Origin of the sequence: uncultured Thiohalocapsa sp. (assembly GCF_913062725.1) — a bacterium.
Taxonomy (GTDB): domain Bacteria; phylum Pseudomonadota; class Gammaproteobacteria; order Chromatiales; family Chromatiaceae; genus Thiohalocapsa.
Map to the genome: position 1 here is coordinate 14505 of NZ_CAJXWY010000050.1, position 14481 is coordinate 28985.

The 14481-nt window shown below is 70.9% G+C and carries 14 protein-coding genes and 1 pseudogene; 8 read left to right on the forward strand and 7 right to left on the reverse strand.

The window, feature by feature from the left end; translation table 11 throughout:
• Positions 1 to 5: 5 nt before the first annotated feature.
• Positions 6 to 1031, forward strand: coding sequence for a tRNA (adenosine(37)-N6)-threonylcarbamoyltransferase complex transferase subunit TsaD (gene tsaD / locus QZ588_RS13415; RefSeq protein WP_295543451.1), 1026 nt, complete (start codon positions 6 to 8; stop codon positions 1029 to 1031).
• 227 nt (positions 1032 to 1258) lie between these two features.
• Here tsaD and plsY read toward each other — a convergent pair whose 3' ends face one another.
• Positions 1259 to 1867 carry a glycerol-3-phosphate 1-O-acyltransferase PlsY gene (gene plsY, locus QZ588_RS13420; RefSeq protein ID WP_366929573.1) on the reverse strand — a complete coding sequence of 203 codons (609 nt, stop codon included), beginning with the start codon at positions 1865 to 1867 and terminating at the stop codon, positions 1259 to 1261.
• 206 nt (positions 1868 to 2073) lie between these two features.
• On the opposite strand from plsY, the gene folB reads away from it, so the two are divergent.
• Together folB and folK are read left to right on the forward strand one after the other, a co-directional pair.
• Positions 2074 to 2433, forward strand: a complete 360-nt coding sequence (gene folB, locus QZ588_RS13425) for a dihydroneopterin aldolase (protein ID WP_295543453.1) — start codon at positions 2074 to 2076, stop codon at positions 2431 to 2433.
• Entirely contained in the window at positions 2430 to 2969 is a 540-nt protein-coding gene (gene folK / locus QZ588_RS13430; RefSeq protein ID WP_295543454.1) for a 2-amino-4-hydroxy-6-hydroxymethyldihydropteridine diphosphokinase, read from the forward strand. Before folB ends, folK begins: the two co-directional genes overlap by 4 nt.
• 226 nt (positions 2970 to 3195) lie before the next feature.
• On the opposite strand, the gene QZ588_RS13435 is transcribed toward folK, so the two are convergent.
• Together QZ588_RS13435 and QZ588_RS13440 are read right to left on the reverse strand one after the other, a co-directional pair.
• Complete coding sequence (locus QZ588_RS13435) at positions 3196 to 3699, reverse strand: DUF2452 domain-containing protein (RefSeq protein ID WP_295543455.1); 504 nt, start codon at positions 3697 to 3699, stop codon at positions 3196 to 3198.
• A 178-nt stretch (positions 3700 to 3877) separates the two neighbouring features.
• On the reverse strand, positions 3878 to 4597 hold the full coding sequence (locus tag QZ588_RS13440; RefSeq protein ID WP_366929574.1) for a pteridine reductase: 720 nt from the start codon (positions 4595 to 4597) through the stop codon (positions 3878 to 3880).
• Positions 4598 to 4841: 244 nt separating this feature from the next.
• On the opposite strand from QZ588_RS13440, the gene QZ588_RS13445 reads away from it, so the two are divergent.
• On the forward strand, positions 4842 to 6056 hold the full coding sequence (locus QZ588_RS13445; protein WP_295543457.1) for an SAM-dependent methyltransferase: 1215 nt from the start codon (positions 4842 to 4844) through the stop codon (positions 6054 to 6056).
• 122 nt (positions 6057 to 6178) lie between these two features.
• Here the strand turns inward: QZ588_RS13445 and QZ588_RS13450 are convergent, their stop codons facing one another.
• A complete protein-coding gene (locus QZ588_RS13450) occupies positions 6179 to 7075 on the reverse strand; it encodes a complex I NDUFA9 subunit family protein (RefSeq protein ID WP_295543458.1) in 897 nt (298 codons plus the stop codon).
• Positions 7076 to 7368: 293 nt separating this feature from the next.
• Here QZ588_RS13450 and QZ588_RS13455 point away from each other — a divergent pair, with 293 nt between their 5' ends.
• Positions 7369 to 8166 carry a sulfite exporter TauE/SafE family protein gene (locus tag QZ588_RS13455; protein ID WP_295543459.1) on the forward strand — a complete coding sequence of 266 codons (798 nt, stop codon included), beginning with the start codon at positions 7369 to 7371 and terminating at the stop codon, positions 8164 to 8166.
• A gap of 187 nt (positions 8167 to 8353) precedes the next feature.
• Here QZ588_RS13455 and QZ588_RS13460 read toward each other — a convergent pair whose 3' ends face one another.
• Together QZ588_RS13460 and QZ588_RS13465 are read right to left on the reverse strand one after the other, a co-directional pair.
• Positions 8354 to 9055 carry a hypothetical protein gene (locus tag QZ588_RS13460; protein ID WP_295543460.1) on the reverse strand — a complete coding sequence of 234 codons (702 nt, stop codon included), beginning with the start codon at positions 9053 to 9055 and terminating at the stop codon, positions 8354 to 8356.
• Between the two features lie 432 nt (positions 9056 to 9487).
• Positions 9488 to 11434: a lytic transglycosylase domain-containing protein gene (locus QZ588_RS13465; RefSeq protein WP_295543461.1), complete on the reverse strand. Its 1947-nt coding sequence runs from the start codon at positions 11432 to 11434 to the stop codon at positions 9488 to 9490.
• Positions 11435 to 11778: 344 nt separating this feature from the next.
• Between QZ588_RS13465 and QZ588_RS13470 the strand changes: the two genes are divergently transcribed.
• The 3 genes and pseudogenes from QZ588_RS13470 to QZ588_RS13480 form a co-directional block, all read left to right on the forward strand.
• Positions 11779 to 12600: an inositol monophosphatase gene (locus QZ588_RS13470; protein ID WP_295543462.1), complete on the forward strand. Its 822-nt coding sequence runs from the start codon at positions 11779 to 11781 to the stop codon at positions 12598 to 12600.
• A gap of 201 nt (positions 12601 to 12801) precedes the next feature.
• Positions 12802 to 13245 (forward strand): tetratricopeptide repeat protein, encoded by a 444-nt coding sequence (locus QZ588_RS13475; RefSeq protein WP_295543463.1) that lies wholly within the window; start codon positions 12802 to 12804, stop codon positions 13243 to 13245.
• Between the two features lie 21 nt (positions 13246 to 13266).
• Positions 13267 to 13560 (forward strand): annotated as a pseudogene (locus tag QZ588_RS13480) (DUF29 domain-containing protein); the annotation flags it as partial.
• Positions 13561 to 13767: 207 nt separating this feature from the next.
• On the opposite strand, the gene hypE reads toward QZ588_RS13480, so the two are convergent.
• The coding region (gene hypE, locus QZ588_RS13485) for a hydrogenase expression/formation protein HypE (RefSeq protein WP_295543464.1) at positions 13768 to 14481 on the reverse strand (714 nt) is incomplete at its 5' end.

Here is a 14481-nt window from a genome sequence, read left to right on the forward strand (position 1 = left end):
CAGCCATGCGCATCCTCGGCATCGAAACCTCCTGCGACGAGACCGGCGTTGCCATCTATGACGGCGAAGCGGGCCTGCTCGCCCACACCGTGCACAGCCAGGTGGATCTGCACGCGGCCTACGGCGGGGTGGTGCCCGAGCTCGCCTCCCGCGACCACGTCCGCCGCCTGACGCCGCTGATCCGGCTGGTGATGACGGAGGCGGGCACGCGCGCGGCGGACCTCGACGGCGTCGCCTACACCGCGGGGCCAGGGCTGGTGGGTGCGCTGCTGGTGGGGGCCGGGCTCGGCCGCAGCCTGGCCTGGGGCTGGGGCATCCCGGCCATCGGCGTGCATCACATGGAAGGTCACCTGCTCGCCCCGCTGCTGGAGGATCCGTCGCCCGCCTTTCCCTTCGTGGCGCTGCTGGTTTCCGGTGGCCACACCCAGTTGGTGGCGGTGACCGCCGTGGGCCGCTACCGCCTGCTCGGGGAATCCGTCGACGACGCCGCCGGCGAGGCCTTCGACAAGACGGCGAAGATCCTCGACCTGCCCTACCCCGGCGGGCCGGCGCTGGCGAAGCTCGCCGAGCAGGGTGAGCCGGGGCGCTATGTCTTTCCACGGCCCATGACCGACCGTCCCGGGCTCGATTTCAGCTTCAGCGGACTCAAGACCTTCGCCCTCAATACCGTGCGCGAGGAATTGGCCCGCCGCGACGATACGGCACAAGCGCGGGCGGACATCGCCCGCGCCTTCGAGGATGCGGTGGTGGAGACCTTGGTCATCAAGTGCCGCCGCGCCGTCGCCGCCGCCGGCGTGGACCGCCTGGTGCTCGCCGGCGGCGTCAGCGCCAATCGCCGGCTGCGCGCGCGGGTGGATGCCATGATGGCGGCACGCGGCGGCCGGGCCTTCTACCCCCGCCTCGCACTCTGTACCGATAACGGCGCCATGATCGCCTTCGCCGGGTACCAGCGCCTGGCGGCGGGGCAACACGAGCCGCTGGCGTTCACGGCCATGCCGAGGTGGCCGCTGGAGGCCCTGCCGCCGCTTTAGAGACCAGCCAGCCCCCCGGGAGAGATCCCAGGGCGCAGCGCGGCTCGCGCCCGGGGTACGCCGATCGATTGGCGCTTTCCGTTCGCGGCAGGATGCTGTGGCGGTTGCAGCGGCGCCTTCTTCGGACCGGCTTCAGATTTGAGCGCCGACCATGCGGGGGTCGGGAGACCGCGTCTTCCGGCACCGTGTGCGTTGTTGGCCAGGCTGGCCATGCAACCGGTGTCGACCTAGGGTTTCGCGCGCGCATCGATGCGGCCTTCCTCGCCGCGCAGCAGCTTGCGAATGTTGCTGCGGTGACGCAGGAACAGGAGCCCGGTCAGCACCAGCTGCATGCCCACCAGCGTCGGCTCCGGCCAGAAGAGCCACACCACCACCGGCGCCAGGGCCATGGACACCAGCGCCGACAGGGAGGAGATGCGCAGCACTTTGGCCGTGAAAAGCCAGATACCCGCCGTGACGGCGCCGATGGGCCAGTAGAGCCCAAACTGCACACCCAGGGCGGTGGCCACCCCCTTGCCGCCGCGAAAGCCGAAGAAGACGGGGAACAGGTGGCCGCCGAAGGCGCTGATCCCCACCAGCGCCAGCGTCATCGGCGCGGCGCCGAAGGCATGCGCCACCAGCATCGGCAACACGCCTTTGAGCATGTCGCCCGCCAGGGTGATGCCGGCCGCCGGCTTGGCCTTGGTGCCGCCGATGCGCAGCACGTTGGTGGCACCCGGGTTGTTGGAGCCCTGGGTGCGCGGGTCCGGCAGCCCCATCAGGCGGCAGACGATGATGGCGCTGGACACGGAGCCCAGCAGATAGGCGCCGAGCACCAAGGCCACGGCAATGATCAATGTTGCGTCCATGGCGCGGCATTGGACTGGTTGTGGCGCCGGCGGTCAAGCAGTGTCTGCCGCGCACCAGCTCTTGCAATGACCGCCACAGCCGCCACCCTAGACGCTCGGTCGGATGGTCAGACAGCGGATGCCGTCGTCAACACCCGTGGCGGCGGTCCCCCTGGTGCCCCTAGTCCTATCTTCGAGCCCCGAGCCCCGTACCCATGGACATCGTTTTTCTACGCCAGCTGCGCATCGAAACCGTCATCGGCATCTACGACTGGGAGAAGGCCATCAAACAGCCGGTGGTGCTGGACATCGAGATGGCCAGCGACAACACCAAGGCCGCCGCGTCCGATCGCATCGAGGATGCCCTCGACTACAAGTCCATTTCCAAGCGCCTGAAACAGTTCGTCGGCGAGGCCAAGTTCGAGCTGGTGGAGACCCTCGCCGAACGCTGCGCGGGCATCATCCGTGACGAGTTCGGCGTGCCCTGGGTGCGCATCAGGCTGGACAAGATCGGCGCCGTCACCGACGCCGCCGGTGTGGGCGTCATCATCGAGCGCGGCGAGCGCCCCGCATGAGCCCGGGCACCGGCGCAAGCCCCGGGCACCCTGCCGACGCACCGCGCCGCTGCTGGATCAGCGTCGGCAGCAACGTCCGGCGCGAGCCCTCCATCCGCGGCGCCGTCGCCGACCTGCGCCGCCAGTTCGGACCCGTCGTGGTCTCGCCGGTGTATGAAACCGAGGCCGTCGGCTTCGAAGGTGAGGCGTTCTACAACCTGGTCGCCGGCATCGACACCCGCCTCGGCGTCGCGGCGCTCAATCGAATGCTACGCGCCATCGAAGACGCCCACGGGCGCGTGCGGGGACCGAACAAATTCGCACCGCGCACGCTGGACCTGGACCTGCTCACCTGGGGCGGGGCCGCCGACACCATCGACGGCTGCGAACTGCCGCGGGACGAAATCCTGAAATACGCCTTTGTGCTGGCGCCGCTGGCGGACGTGGCCCCGCGGGAGTGCCATCCGGTGGATGGTCGCACCTATGCCGAGCTTTGGGCGGTGATGGCGCCGATGGCGCAGCCACTGGTGCCCGTCACCCTTGAGCCACCCCTTTGACCACGCGCGCTGACTGACAGAGCAGTCCCGGCATCGTTATACCCGTCGCCGCTCGGTTTTCGGTTTCTGGTGGCTGGGTAGCGGCTGACGCTTGCGCCGGGCATGGGCGTGCGCCGGGGACATGACTGGACCGACGCCGTGGGCACAGCGGCGGCGCGCCGACGGCGCATGGCCGCGGCGCCGGCGCAGCGCCGATACGCATTCGTGCAGCCCCGGCGACGGCCGATCAGGCGCCGCGCTCGTCGTCGCCGGCGAGCCCGCCGATGTGCAGCAGTTGCTGGACCACTTGCCCCGTATCATCGACAGCATCCAGGCGCTCTGCCGGGGTCCAGGAGTAGTCCGTCTCCAGCCGGAAGGAGCCGGCGAAGGCGTCCGGCGGAGCGTCGTTCCAGTCCGCCGGCGACAGCATCGAGAAGTAGGTCCGGCCGTCGGCCCGGCGGTAAAGATGATAGATCTTGCCGGGGATGCGCTTGAATGCGCACTGGGCATGGGTCAGGGCCTGCTCGTCGCGGGCCTCGTCGAGGACCTTGTGCGCCTCGGCCTGGAGCGCCTTGATCTGGTCGGCGATGACACGGAGCTTGGCGCTGGTGCGCGCGCTGAGCATGGACTCGGCGCGGGCCAACTCCTCCACCAGCTCTGGTGCCTGGAAGGCCGGCGCCAGCCGGCTCATGGGATAGGGCGAGCTGCGCGCGTCGCCGCGGTGCAGCAGGGCCTTGTCGTCGTCGCTCATAGTCTGTCCCGGGTCTGTGGTCGTTGACTGCGGCGGGCGCGGGTCGGGGCCCCGGATCATCCGCCGCCTGCCGGCTCGGCGATGCGTTCGGGCTGCGATCCCGGTGTGGTCTGGCTGCCGGTCCGGATGCCTCGGGTCGCGGGCCGCCGCTCGGTTGGATTTGCCGCCGCAAACGGGGCTATTGCTGAATGGTACGGCCGCCGTCGACGGCGATGATCTGGCCGGTGATGTAGTGCGCATCACACACCAGAAAGCGCACGGTGCGGGCGATGTCTTCCGGCGTACCGGGCCGCGCCAGCGCCGTGCGTGCCAGAATGGTCTCCTTGGCGGCGTCGGAGAGGCCCTGGTCTGGCCAGAGGATGGCGCCGGGGGCGACTCCGTTCACCCGCACCCGCGGCCCGAGCTCGCGCGCCAAAGCGCGCACCATCATCGCATTGCCCGCCTTGGCCATGGAATAGATGGGATGATCGGCGTGCGGGCGCTCGGCGTGGATGTCCACCAGGTTGACGATGCAGCCGCCGGCGGCATCCAACAAGGGCGCCAGCGCCTGGGTGATGAAAAATGGCGCCTTCAGGTTGGTCCCCATGAGCTCGGCCCATTGCGCCTCGGTGGCCTCGGCGACGGGCGTGGGATAGAAGCTCGAGGCGTTATTGACCAGCGCGTCCAGGCGGTTGTGAAAGCCGCGCACGGCGTCCAGCAGGACGGTGGGCGCCCGCGGGTCCAAGAGGTCCGCGGACACGAGCCGCACGGAATCCGGCCGCAGCGCCTCCAGCGCCGCCTTGAGCGCCGCCGCCGCGTCGGCGGAGTGGCGATAGTGCAGCACCAGATCGAAGCCGGCGGTGTGCAGCATCTGCGCAATCGCCGCCCCGATACGTTGTGCGGCACCGGTGATGAGCACTACAGGTGGCGCCGGTGGCTGGCTGGGGCTTGGAGGAGATGCGGACTGAGACAAGGCGTGGATCTCTTTCGGTTGCGATGGTGGCGTTGGTGGGCCGGGCTCGCGGGTGTCCGTGCCCACTGTGCCCGCCGGGGCCGACACGCCGGGGCAGCCATGCTGGGGCAGCCATGCTGGGGCGGACCTGCGGTTAAACTGGCGGGCTGGAATCGCTTGAAGACATCCGCGCCGCCGGACCGATGATGCCATGACACCACCGCCCGCTCCCTCAACACCAAACGCCGCGGACGCCGCCGCAGCCCACAGCGAACGGCTGCGCGCGGTGATTCAGGAAGAGATCACCGCCGCCGGCGGCGCCCTGCCCTTCGACCGCTTCATGGAGCTGGCGCTGTATGCGCCGGGGCTCGGCTATTACGCCTCTGGCACCGTCAAGTTGGGGCCGGCTGGTGACTTTGCCACGGCCCCGGAGCTCTCGCCCCTGTTCGGACGCTGCATCGCCACCCAGGCGGACGCCGTGCTCCAGGCCCTGGGCGGCGGCGATATCCTGGAGCTCGGCGCCGGCACAGGCGCCCTGGCCGCCGAGGTGCTGGCGGCGCTGGCGGCCGCCAGCCGCCTGCCCGAGCGCTACCTGATCCTGGAGCCGAGCCCGGACCTCGCCGAGCGCCAACAGCGCCTGTTGGCCGAGCGCGTGCCCGGGCTGCTCCATCGCGTCGCCTGGGTGCGGGAGCCTCCGGCGGCGCTGCGCGGCCTAGTGCTCGCCAACGAGGTGGTGGACGCCCTGCCGGTGCACCGCTTCTGTGTGCCGCCGGGCACGGCGCCGGCGGCACTCGGCGACGCCGTGCGCGAAATCCTGGTGCGCTGCGACGGCGACGCCTTCAGCGAGGTGCGAGGGGCCCCCGTGACCCCCGGACTCGCCGACGCCGTCGCCGGCCTGGGGCTGTCGCCGGCGTCCCTCGCCGGCGGTCTCTGCGGCGAGATCAACCTGCGGCTGCCGCCCTGGATGGCGCTGCTCGCCGACCGGCTCGCCGCCGGCATGGTGCTCATCATCGACTACGGTTATCCGCGCGGCGAGCGCTACCTGCCGGAGCGCCGCGATGGCACCCTGCTCTGCCACCATCGCCATCAGGCCCACACCGACCCCTATGCCCACATCGGCCTCCAGGACATCACGGCACACGTGGACTTCACGGCGCTCGCGGCCGCCGGCACCGCCGCCGGGCTCAGCCTCGCCGGCTACACCACCCAGGCCAACTTCCTCATCGGCTGTGGACTCGACCGCCACCTGGAGGCAGCAGCCAATGACGCCGAAGCCCTGCTGGATCTCGCCGCCGGCGCCAAGCAACTGGTGTTACCGGCGGCCATGGGCGAGCGTTTCCAGGCGCTGGCGCTGACCCGCGAGCTGCCGGCGCCGGCGGAGGGCTGGTGCGGGTTTCGGCAGCGGGATCTGCGCGGGCGGTTGTGAGCACGGGTCGCGGCCCTGGTACCGGGTCGCCCGGCTGCGGCCCGGGGCCGGTGCCGGTGTGCCTGGGGCGGGCGGTGTCGGCGGCGATGACGATCTGGCGCCCGATGCCGGCGGCAGCCTGATCAGGCGCCGAGGTATGTGGGCACGATGGTGTCGATGTCGGTGGGGTGGATGCCGAGCTGCAGCAGGCCGTTGTGCTCGTTGCACACGCTTGGGGTCTGCATGGACAGATAGTTGTCCAGCGTGAGGGGTGCGCCGGGGAGCTTATCGAACACGCGCGCCATGAGCTGCGAGCGTTTGTCATCCAGACCAATGATCCAGACCCGCTTGCCGAGCCGCCGGGCGGTGTAGGTCATGAGTGCTTGCAGGGTGAGCACGCGGGGGCCGCACAGGTCGTAGCGCTGCCCGACGGTTCGCTCATCGTCGATGCTGCGCACCATGGCATCCACCACGTCCTCGACCCACACCGGCGCGAACTGCGCCTGCGGACAGGCCAGCGGCACCACCCCGGGCGCCATCTCCAACAGGCTGCGGAAGCGGTTGAAGAAGCTGTCGCCGCGACCGAAGATGACCGACGGGCGGAAACTGGTCACCTGCAGGTCGGCGCCGTGGACGACGTCTTCGCCCGCCCCCTTGGAGCGCAGGTAGGCGCTGTTGCCCTGCGCTGCATCCGCATGCAGGGCGCTCATGTGCAACAGCCGCGGCACACCCGCCGCCTGCGCCGCGGCGACGATTTCGCGCACCAGATCCACGTGCACGGCCTGAAAGCTCGCTCCGCCGGACTCGTTGAGGATGCCGGCGAGGTTGACCACGAGCGAGCAATCCGCAAACAGCGCCGCGTACGAGGTCGCATCCTCCAACTCGTGAAGCTCGACCTGCGGGTAGAGCTTGAGGTCGCGATGGCGGAAGGCGCGCCGCGTCGGCACGACACAGTGGTAGCCGGCGTTGCCAAGACGCGTGAGCAGGTGGCGGCCGACGAAGCCGGTACCGCCGATGATGCAGGCTCGCTGTCGCTTCATGAATTGCAGATCCGGTGCTTTGGTGTTGTCTGGGGCGCCGGCCGGGTGCTGCTGCGTCGACGCCGGGGCGGGCGCCGGGCGGCCGCAGTCGGCGTTGGAGCGCGGTGATGGCGAGCGCCGAGGCCAGGTTGCCCGCGCAGGCGCAGGCCTACGGCGCGCTATTATGCCGCAACGCGACGGCGACGGGCGCTGGATCGGCGCGGGCGCACCCGCGCCGATCCAGCGCCTGATAGGCGTCCTCCGCAAAACCCGGGGCTGCGGCCCGCTGCCATTCGACACAGAGAGCCCTGCGCATGGAGCCCATTGCCATCCTGGCCTTCGCCGCCGTCGGTGCCTTCGCCGGAGTCCTGGCCGGTCTGCTCGGCATCGGCGGCGGCGCCGTCATCGTGCCCGCGCTGCTGGTGCTGCTGCCGGCGTTTGGCGCCGGAAGCCCCTGGACGCCGCATCAGGCCGTCGCCACCTCCCTGGCCACCGTGGTGGCGGCGGGCTCGGTATCGGCGCTGTCACACCATCGCCGCGGCGCGGTGCGCTGGGGACTCGTCCGGCGCCTGGCGCCGGGACTGGTGCTGGGGGCCGGCGGTGGCGCGCTCATCGCCGGCTGGCTGCCGGGGTGGTGGCTGCAGCGACTGTTCGCCGTGTTCCTGCTGCTGAGCGGCCTGCGGATGCTGTTGACCACAGGCGGTCCGGTGACCACACGGCCGCTGCCCGGGGGCCGGCCGCTGGTGGCCGCCGGCGGCGGCATCGGCGCGTTATCGGCGGTGCTGGGTATCGGCGGCGGCATCATGCTGGTGCCCTACCTGACCCGCCACGGCGTGCTGCTGCGCCAGGCGGTGGCCACCTCCAGTGCCTGCGGTGTGTCACTGGCCCTGGTGGGCACCCTGGGATTCGTGCTGAGCGGCTGGGGCCGCGAGGGACTGCCGGCGGACAGCATCGGGTTCGTGCTCTGGCCGACGGCCCTGGCGGTGGCCGCCGCGGCGATGCCCATGGCCGCCGTCGGCGCACGTCTTGCGCACCGCCTGCCCACGGCCGCGCTCAAGCGGGTCTTTGCGGTGCTGTTGCTGGTCGTGGGTATACGTTTGCTTGTCACTTGATCCCCGCCACCCAGCCCGCTGATGCCTGCGCCGGACATTGATGGACGCCGGCTTCGCTCTGGTCGGTGGCGGCGGGGCCGCCGCGGTTGTGGCATGCGCCTGCGCACAGCCACACCGCGCCAATTGCTGCGCGTCAAGACCAACCCGTGCTGTGTCGGCACCCCCGCATCGGCACACCCATCTGTCATCAGCGCGCAGGCTCGCCGCCGTCGCCGTAGCCAATGTCGTCGTGCCAAAGACGCCGATACAGGTACACCTGCCCTGAGGGATCGCGGAGCACCAGTCGACCCTGGTGTTGCGCGAATTCGTAGGGGCGGGCAACGTCATGCTCCGGGTCGTACAGGGCGATGCGGTCGCCGCGCTGTTGGATCAGCCCCTCCACGTAGTCGCCATGCGGCGCGTAGAGCCGAAAGCGGTGGGCCTGCACGATGAGGAGGCCGCCGTCGCGGCCCTCCCAGACGCCGTCGAGGCTGGTGCGGCGCCAGCCGGGCATGCTCGGCAACTGCACCATGCCGGGCATTTGCTGCATCCAGGCGCCCATGTCAGGCATGCCGTCGGGCATGCCCGACATGGGCATCTGGCCCATGCCGAAGGGCGAGCCGAAGCCGGGCATGGCGCCCGCGCCGGGGGCCGGCACGTCGACGTCGCCGAACAGGCCCATGGCGTCCATCATGCGGGCCATGGCCTCGGCGAACACCCGGGCGCTGGCGGAGACGTCGGCGCCGAGGGCAGGCTGGGGCGCCGGCAATGCCAGAAGGAGGGATAATACCCAAGCCGGTAGGCAGAGCGGCGCGCTGATCAAGCCCTTGAGCCCGGGCAACGACGTCAGGCGGCGCGTGCGCACGCGGCAGTGCATGGCGTGGCGGCTGAGTCTGTGCGGCTGGAGCATACCTGTCGCAGTTGCGTCTTCGGTTCTTGGCAGCGTCGGTGGCAGCTGGGGTGATGTGGCTGGCGCGGGGTGCGGTGGGGCCGCCCCTGTCGACGGCGCAAGCGCAGCCCCCGAGACCCGGCCGGGCGCCAACCAGCACACCGCCAGTTGCCGCAAAAGCGTCGCTCGTCACCGAGCAGGCGACACCGCTACGGCCACTGGCGACCCGCCAGCATAACAGAGGCGGCGGGCTGCCAGATGCGACAGCCTAAGGTGCGGGCATGAAGACGTCGGCGCCCAGCGAAGCCGCAACGACGCGCCGTGCCGGCGACGCCCACAGCACCGACACCCATATCCCGTGGCCATTGCCACCAGCCACTCCCGGCGGCTGAGCGGCGCGTTCGGTAGACGTGTCCTGCGGCGATACAACTCGCGCTCGGGACGACGCCCGCCTCACTCGGCGGCGGCCGTCGTGGCCGCCGGCGCCGGTGCCACCGGCGCGAACAATGCTCCGAGGCGAAAACCGTCCAGCCCCAGGCGATGGGCGTAGATGACCCGGTAGGTCAGCACGCGGCGCACGTAGTCCCGGGTCTCGCGGTAGGGGATGGCGATGAGCCACAGATCCGCCGGCGTGGTGGTCGCCGGCAGCCAGCGGGAGACCGCCCCGGGGCCGGCGTTGTAGGCGGCGGTGGCGAGCAGTTGGTTACCGTCGAAGCGTTGGCGCATGGCGGCGAGGTAGCGGCTGCCCAAGGCGATGTTGAGCGCTGGATCGATGAGGTCGAGCCGCCCCGGCGATGGTCGGCCGAGCGCGCGGGCCATGTCGCCCGCCGTGGCGGGCATGAGCTGCATCAGCCCGACGGCGCCGGCGTGGGAGGCGACATCTGCGTCGAAGGCGCTCTCCTGACGGATTACGGCGTAGATCCATGCCGGCGACAGCTCATAGTCGGCGGCCCGGGCCGCCACAAGATCTTCGTGCTGCAGCGGGAAGCGCAGATGCATGTCGTCCCAGTATTCGCTGCGCGCCAGGGTGAAAATGGCCTCCGTCACCAAGCCGAGGCGCTCGGCGAGCCGAGCTGCGGTGCGCAGATCTTCGGCGCTGGCACCGCGGGTCAGCTCGCGCCATTCGCGGGTGACGTCCGTGTGCCGGCCCAGGGCCTGTAGCGCGCGGATGCGCTGCACCGTTGCCGTGGCCAGCAGCCGCTCCACCGCCGCCGGGTCAGCCGGCGTTGGCCGATGGCGCAGCGCCGGCGGGCGCCCCAGCAGCTCGGCGGCGCGGAAGCCCCAGAGATCCCGCGCATCGGCGGCACTGGCCAACGCATGGGCTGCCCCGACGAGATCGCCGCGCTTGCCCAGCGCACGCGCGAGCCAGTACTGCCATTCGCTCCGGGCACGCTCCGCCGGCGGCAGCGCCCGCACCCATTCGACGATCTCGGGCCAGGCGCGCAGCCGCAGCGCCGCGTGCAGGCGCTCGCGCTGCAGCGCCAGGGTCTCGGGCAGCGCCCGCAGCCGGCGCAGGTGGACGAGTCCGGTCTGCGCTCCGCGACGGGCGAGCGCGGCGCCGATGGCCGTCACGACACGGTCCCGGACCGGCTCGGGCACGGACTCCCGGGTCTCGAGCGCCGACCACGCGGCGGCGGCGCGGCCCGGGTCGTCCTGCGCCAAACGCTCGAGGCCGGCCACCAGCGCCGCGCTGCGCCGCTGCGGGTCAGCCGGCAGTGCCGCCGCGTTCAGGCGCTCGGGGTTGCGGTAGAGGGCGAGGTGCTGATCCAGCCAGCGTTGATGGCGCGCGGACAGGTAGCGGCGCTGATGGGCGGCGACGCCGATGTTGCGCCGCGCCAGCGCGAGCTCCACCCGCTGCCACACGCGCTCGGGCGTGAGACCGCCGGCGGCGTGCCAGCGCTCGAGCACCGGATCGCAGACCGCCGGCAGCGACGTCCCGGTACGATAGAGGTCCGCGAGCCCGCCGAAGGCATCCTGCTCCCGGCCCAGCGCCAGCAGCCCCCGGCGCCAGCGGCATTCCCGGGTCTCCGAGCCATTATCCGCATAGTTGCGCACGTAGCCCGCATGATCGCCCGCGGCATGCAGTGTGTTGAGCCATAGCCGGCGCAGCGTCTCGCCCGGCGCCGTACCGGCATAGGCGCGAATGAAGCCCTCGATGGCTTCCTGATGCGCTGGCGTGAGGTGCCGGCGCAGTTGCGCAAGGCGCAGGTAAGGCCAGAGGGCATGGTCGCGCAGACCGTCGGCGAGGCCGGCGAAGGTTGCCTCATCGCCGCTGGCGAGGGCCCGCTCGGCCGCCAGGAACGCATGCTGCCAGGCGACGGGCTGCGCCGACCACGCGCTCGATACGACGATCAGCGCCAGGGCCGCAACCGATGCGGCGCCCCGGGCCGCGCGCAGCATCCGGCGCGCGAGCCCGGGCCATCGCCATCCATCGCCCGGTGCACCGGGCGTGCGGCGAGCGGACGAGCGCCGCCATGGACGCGGCGAAGGCTTGGACAACACAGGCGATTCGGGCATGTCGGATCAGCGGCGATGGGGAGAAGCGGCACCGGCGGTGGCAGCGACGGCGGGCTGGCACCATTATCGACCCACAACGGAGAAGACGCAGCGCCGACCGGCACCCTGGGTGGCACGCTCTGGCCAGCAATCTGGCCAGCAATCCAGCTGGCGATCTCGCTGGCACCGGAACCACGCCGCGGACCATCGGCCGCCGCAACCGAGACCACCATCGACGAGAAGCACCCATGCACCCCACCCCAACCACCGCCGATCTCGACGTCCTCAGCGCCCTGTTACGGGAGGCCGCGCAGCAGGAGATCCTGCCCCGCTTTCGCACCGTCACCGCCACCGCCAAGCTCGACGGCAGCCTGGTCACCGCCGCCGACCTCGGCGTGCAGCGCTGGCTGACGACGGCCCTGGCCGAGCGCTGGCCGGACGTCGCCCTGCTCGGCGAAGAGATGGACGCCGCCGAACAGCAACGCTCGTTGGACGCCGGCGGTGCCCTTTGGTGCCTGGACCCCCTGGACGGCACCAGCAACTTCACCTGCGGCTTCCCCGGCTTCTGCATCTCGCTGGCGCTCATCCGCGATGGCCGTTCGGAGCTGGCGCTGATCCTCGATCCGCTGCGCGACGAATGCTTCACCGCCGCCCGTGGCCTGGGCGCGCAGTTGCACGGGACCCCGCTGGCGCCCTATGCCCCCGGACCGAGCCTCGCCGACTGCATCGCCGTCGTCGATTTCAAGCGTATCCCACCGGCACGCGTGCCGGCGCTGTTCCGCCGCGGCGGCTTCCGCTCCCAGCGCAATCTCGGCGCCGTGGCACTGGAGTGGTGCTGGCTGGCCGCCGGGCGCTTTCAGCTCTATCTGCACGGCGGCCAAAAGCTCTGGGACCATGCCGCAGGGCGCCTGGTGGCGCAGGAGGCCGGCTGTGCCACGGCGCTGTTCGACCCGCACACGGCCACGCCCATCGACGCCCCCGCGCTGGGCAAGCATCTGGCGCTGGCCGCCGCCAACGCCGATCTCTACGCACAATGGCTCGACTTCGTGCAGCTCCCCATGCAGGAGTAAGCGCCGCCCTTGTGGGCAACGACGGCGCCGTGGCGGCGACGGCGGATCGATGGCGGTCACGCTGAGCGCAGACAGACCGGGCCGGCGGCGCACAGGCCCGCGCTCGGCGGCGGTGTCTGGCACCAATGCGGTGGCAATCCCGCCCACCTGCCCGCAGTTTTGCGTCCGCAGCCAACACCCGCACGACGAGGACAAACACGCATGACCGACGAGATCAGCAACCAGGACATGGACCTCACCAGCGGCATCGCCGCCTTCGAGGCCAAACAGTTCTCCCGCGCCACCGGTCTGCTGTCGCCGCTGGCCGAGCGCGGAAACACCGATGCCATGTACCGCATGGCCATCATGGCCCAGAACGGCCTCGGCATGGTCCCGAACCCGCTGCTCGCCTACAAGTACATGAAGACCGCCGCCGAGCAGGGCATGGGCCTGGCCCAGCATGGTCTCGCGTTCATGTACATGGAAGGCGAGTGCACCGACAAGAACCCCGAGAAGGCCATCGCATGGTTCAAGCGCGCCGCCGAGCAGGGCCTGACGGGCTCCATGACCACCCTCGCCATGATGTACGAGCAGGGCAATGGGGTGCCCAAGGACATGGACGAGGCACGCAAGTGGTATCACGCGGCGGGGTTCGACGATAAATAGCGCCGGGAGGGCAAGAGCGAGCGGCGCGAGCTGGAAAACCGCCTCACCATCCTGATCGCTCACCTGCGCAAGTGGCAGTACCGGTTACCGCAGTTCGCCGAGCGCTGGCGGGACTTCGACGGCCGCAGCTGGCGCAGCGCCATCATCGAGCAGCGCGACCGGCTCGCCAAGCGCCTGCGCCAGACGCCGAGCCCCCGCACCATCGTCGCCGACATCCTGCCCGATGTGTACGCCGACGCCGCGGAACTGGCCACCAAGGGAACCGGCCTGCCGGTGGCGTCCTTGCCCCCACGCTGCCCCTTCAGCGAGGCCGAGCTGCTGGACGAGTGCTGTTCTCCGACGTCGGGCGGATCACCCGTCGGCTCCCTCGAACGACACGCTGGCAGGCGCCGGCGGCATTTGCCACGGGGCACGCCTGTAGTCCCATGTGCGCCGGGCGCACAGCCATGCCAACCGATGCCCTCCCGAGAGATCGCCCGACGCCATCGACGGCGCGGGTGCACGCCGATCGCCGCTGCGGCCTCAACAAATCCGCGGCAACTGCTCCCCCGCGAGCCAGTCGACGATGCGGTTGCCGCCGAAGGCGGTTTCCATCTGCACGAAATGGTGGGGGTCCTCGAAGACCTCACCGATGATGGCGGCATCGGCACCCTTGGGGTGGGCGCGCATGGCGGCCAGCAGGGTTTCGGCATGCTCGGCGGGGCAGATGGCGATGAGCTTGCCCTCGTTGGCGACGTTCAGCGGGTCCAGGCCCAGCAGCTCGCAGGCGGCGGCCACCTCGGGACGCACGGGGATGGCGCGCTCGTGGATCTGCATGCCAACGCCGGATTGCTGGGCCAGCTCGTTCAGGGTGCTGGCGAGGCCGCCGCGGGTGGGGTCACGCAGGCAATGGATACCCGGCACGGCCTCGATCATGGCGGCGACCAGATCGTGCAGCGCCTGGCTGTCGGAGCGGATCTCGGTCTCGAAGCCTAAGTTCTCGCGCTTGGACATGATGGCCACACCATGGTCACCGATGGGGCCGGAGACCAGAATGGCGTCGCCGGGTCGGGCATTGGCGCCCGAGATGTGGAGATGCTCCGGCACCACGCCGACGCCGGTAGTGGTGATGAAGCAGCCGTCGCCCTTGCCGCGCTCCACCACCTTGGTGTCCCCCGTCACCACGGGCACGCCGGCCTCGCTGCACGCCCGGGCCATGCTCTCGACGATGCGCGCGAGGTCCGCGAGCGGCAGCCC

What these genes read in the sequence shown, in the direction of transcription:
- tsaD (WP_295543451.1), top strand. Translation starts at nt 6, where the DNA reads ATGCGCATCCTCGGCATCGAAACCTCCTGCGACGAGACCGGCGTTGCC.
- folB (WP_295543453.1), top strand. Translation starts at nt 2,074, where the DNA reads ATGGACATCGTTTTTCTACGCCAGCTGCGCATCGAAACCGTCATCGGC.
- folK (WP_295543454.1), top strand. Translation starts at nt 2,430, where the DNA reads ATGAGCCCGGGCACCGGCGCAAGCCCCGGGCACCCTGCCGACGCACCG.
- QZ588_RS13435 (WP_295543455.1), bottom strand. Translation starts at nt 3,699, where the DNA reads ATGAGCGACGACGACAAGGCCCTGCTGCACCGCGGCGACGCGCGCAGC.
- QZ588_RS13445 (WP_295543457.1), top strand. Translation starts at nt 4,842, where the DNA reads ATGACACCACCGCCCGCTCCCTCAACACCAAACGCCGCGGACGCCGCC.
- QZ588_RS13450 (WP_295543458.1), bottom strand. Translation starts at nt 7,075, where the DNA reads ATGAAGCGACAGCGAGCCTGCATCATCGGCGGTACCGGCTTCGTCGGC.
- QZ588_RS13455 (WP_295543459.1), top strand. Translation starts at nt 7,369, where the DNA reads ATGGAGCCCATTGCCATCCTGGCCTTCGCCGCCGTCGGTGCCTTCGCC.
- QZ588_RS13460 (WP_295543460.1), bottom strand. Translation starts at nt 9,055, where the DNA reads ATGCTCCAGCCGCACAGACTCAGCCGCCACGCCATGCACTGCCGCGTG.
- QZ588_RS13465 (WP_295543461.1), bottom strand. Translation starts at nt 11,434, where the DNA reads ATGCTGCGCGCGGCCCGGGGCGCCGCATCGGTTGCGGCCCTGGCGCTG.
- QZ588_RS13470 (WP_295543462.1), top strand. Translation starts at nt 11,779, where the DNA reads ATGCACCCCACCCCAACCACCGCCGATCTCGACGTCCTCAGCGCCCTG.
- QZ588_RS13475 (WP_295543463.1), top strand. Translation starts at nt 12,802, where the DNA reads ATGACCGACGAGATCAGCAACCAGGACATGGACCTCACCAGCGGCATC.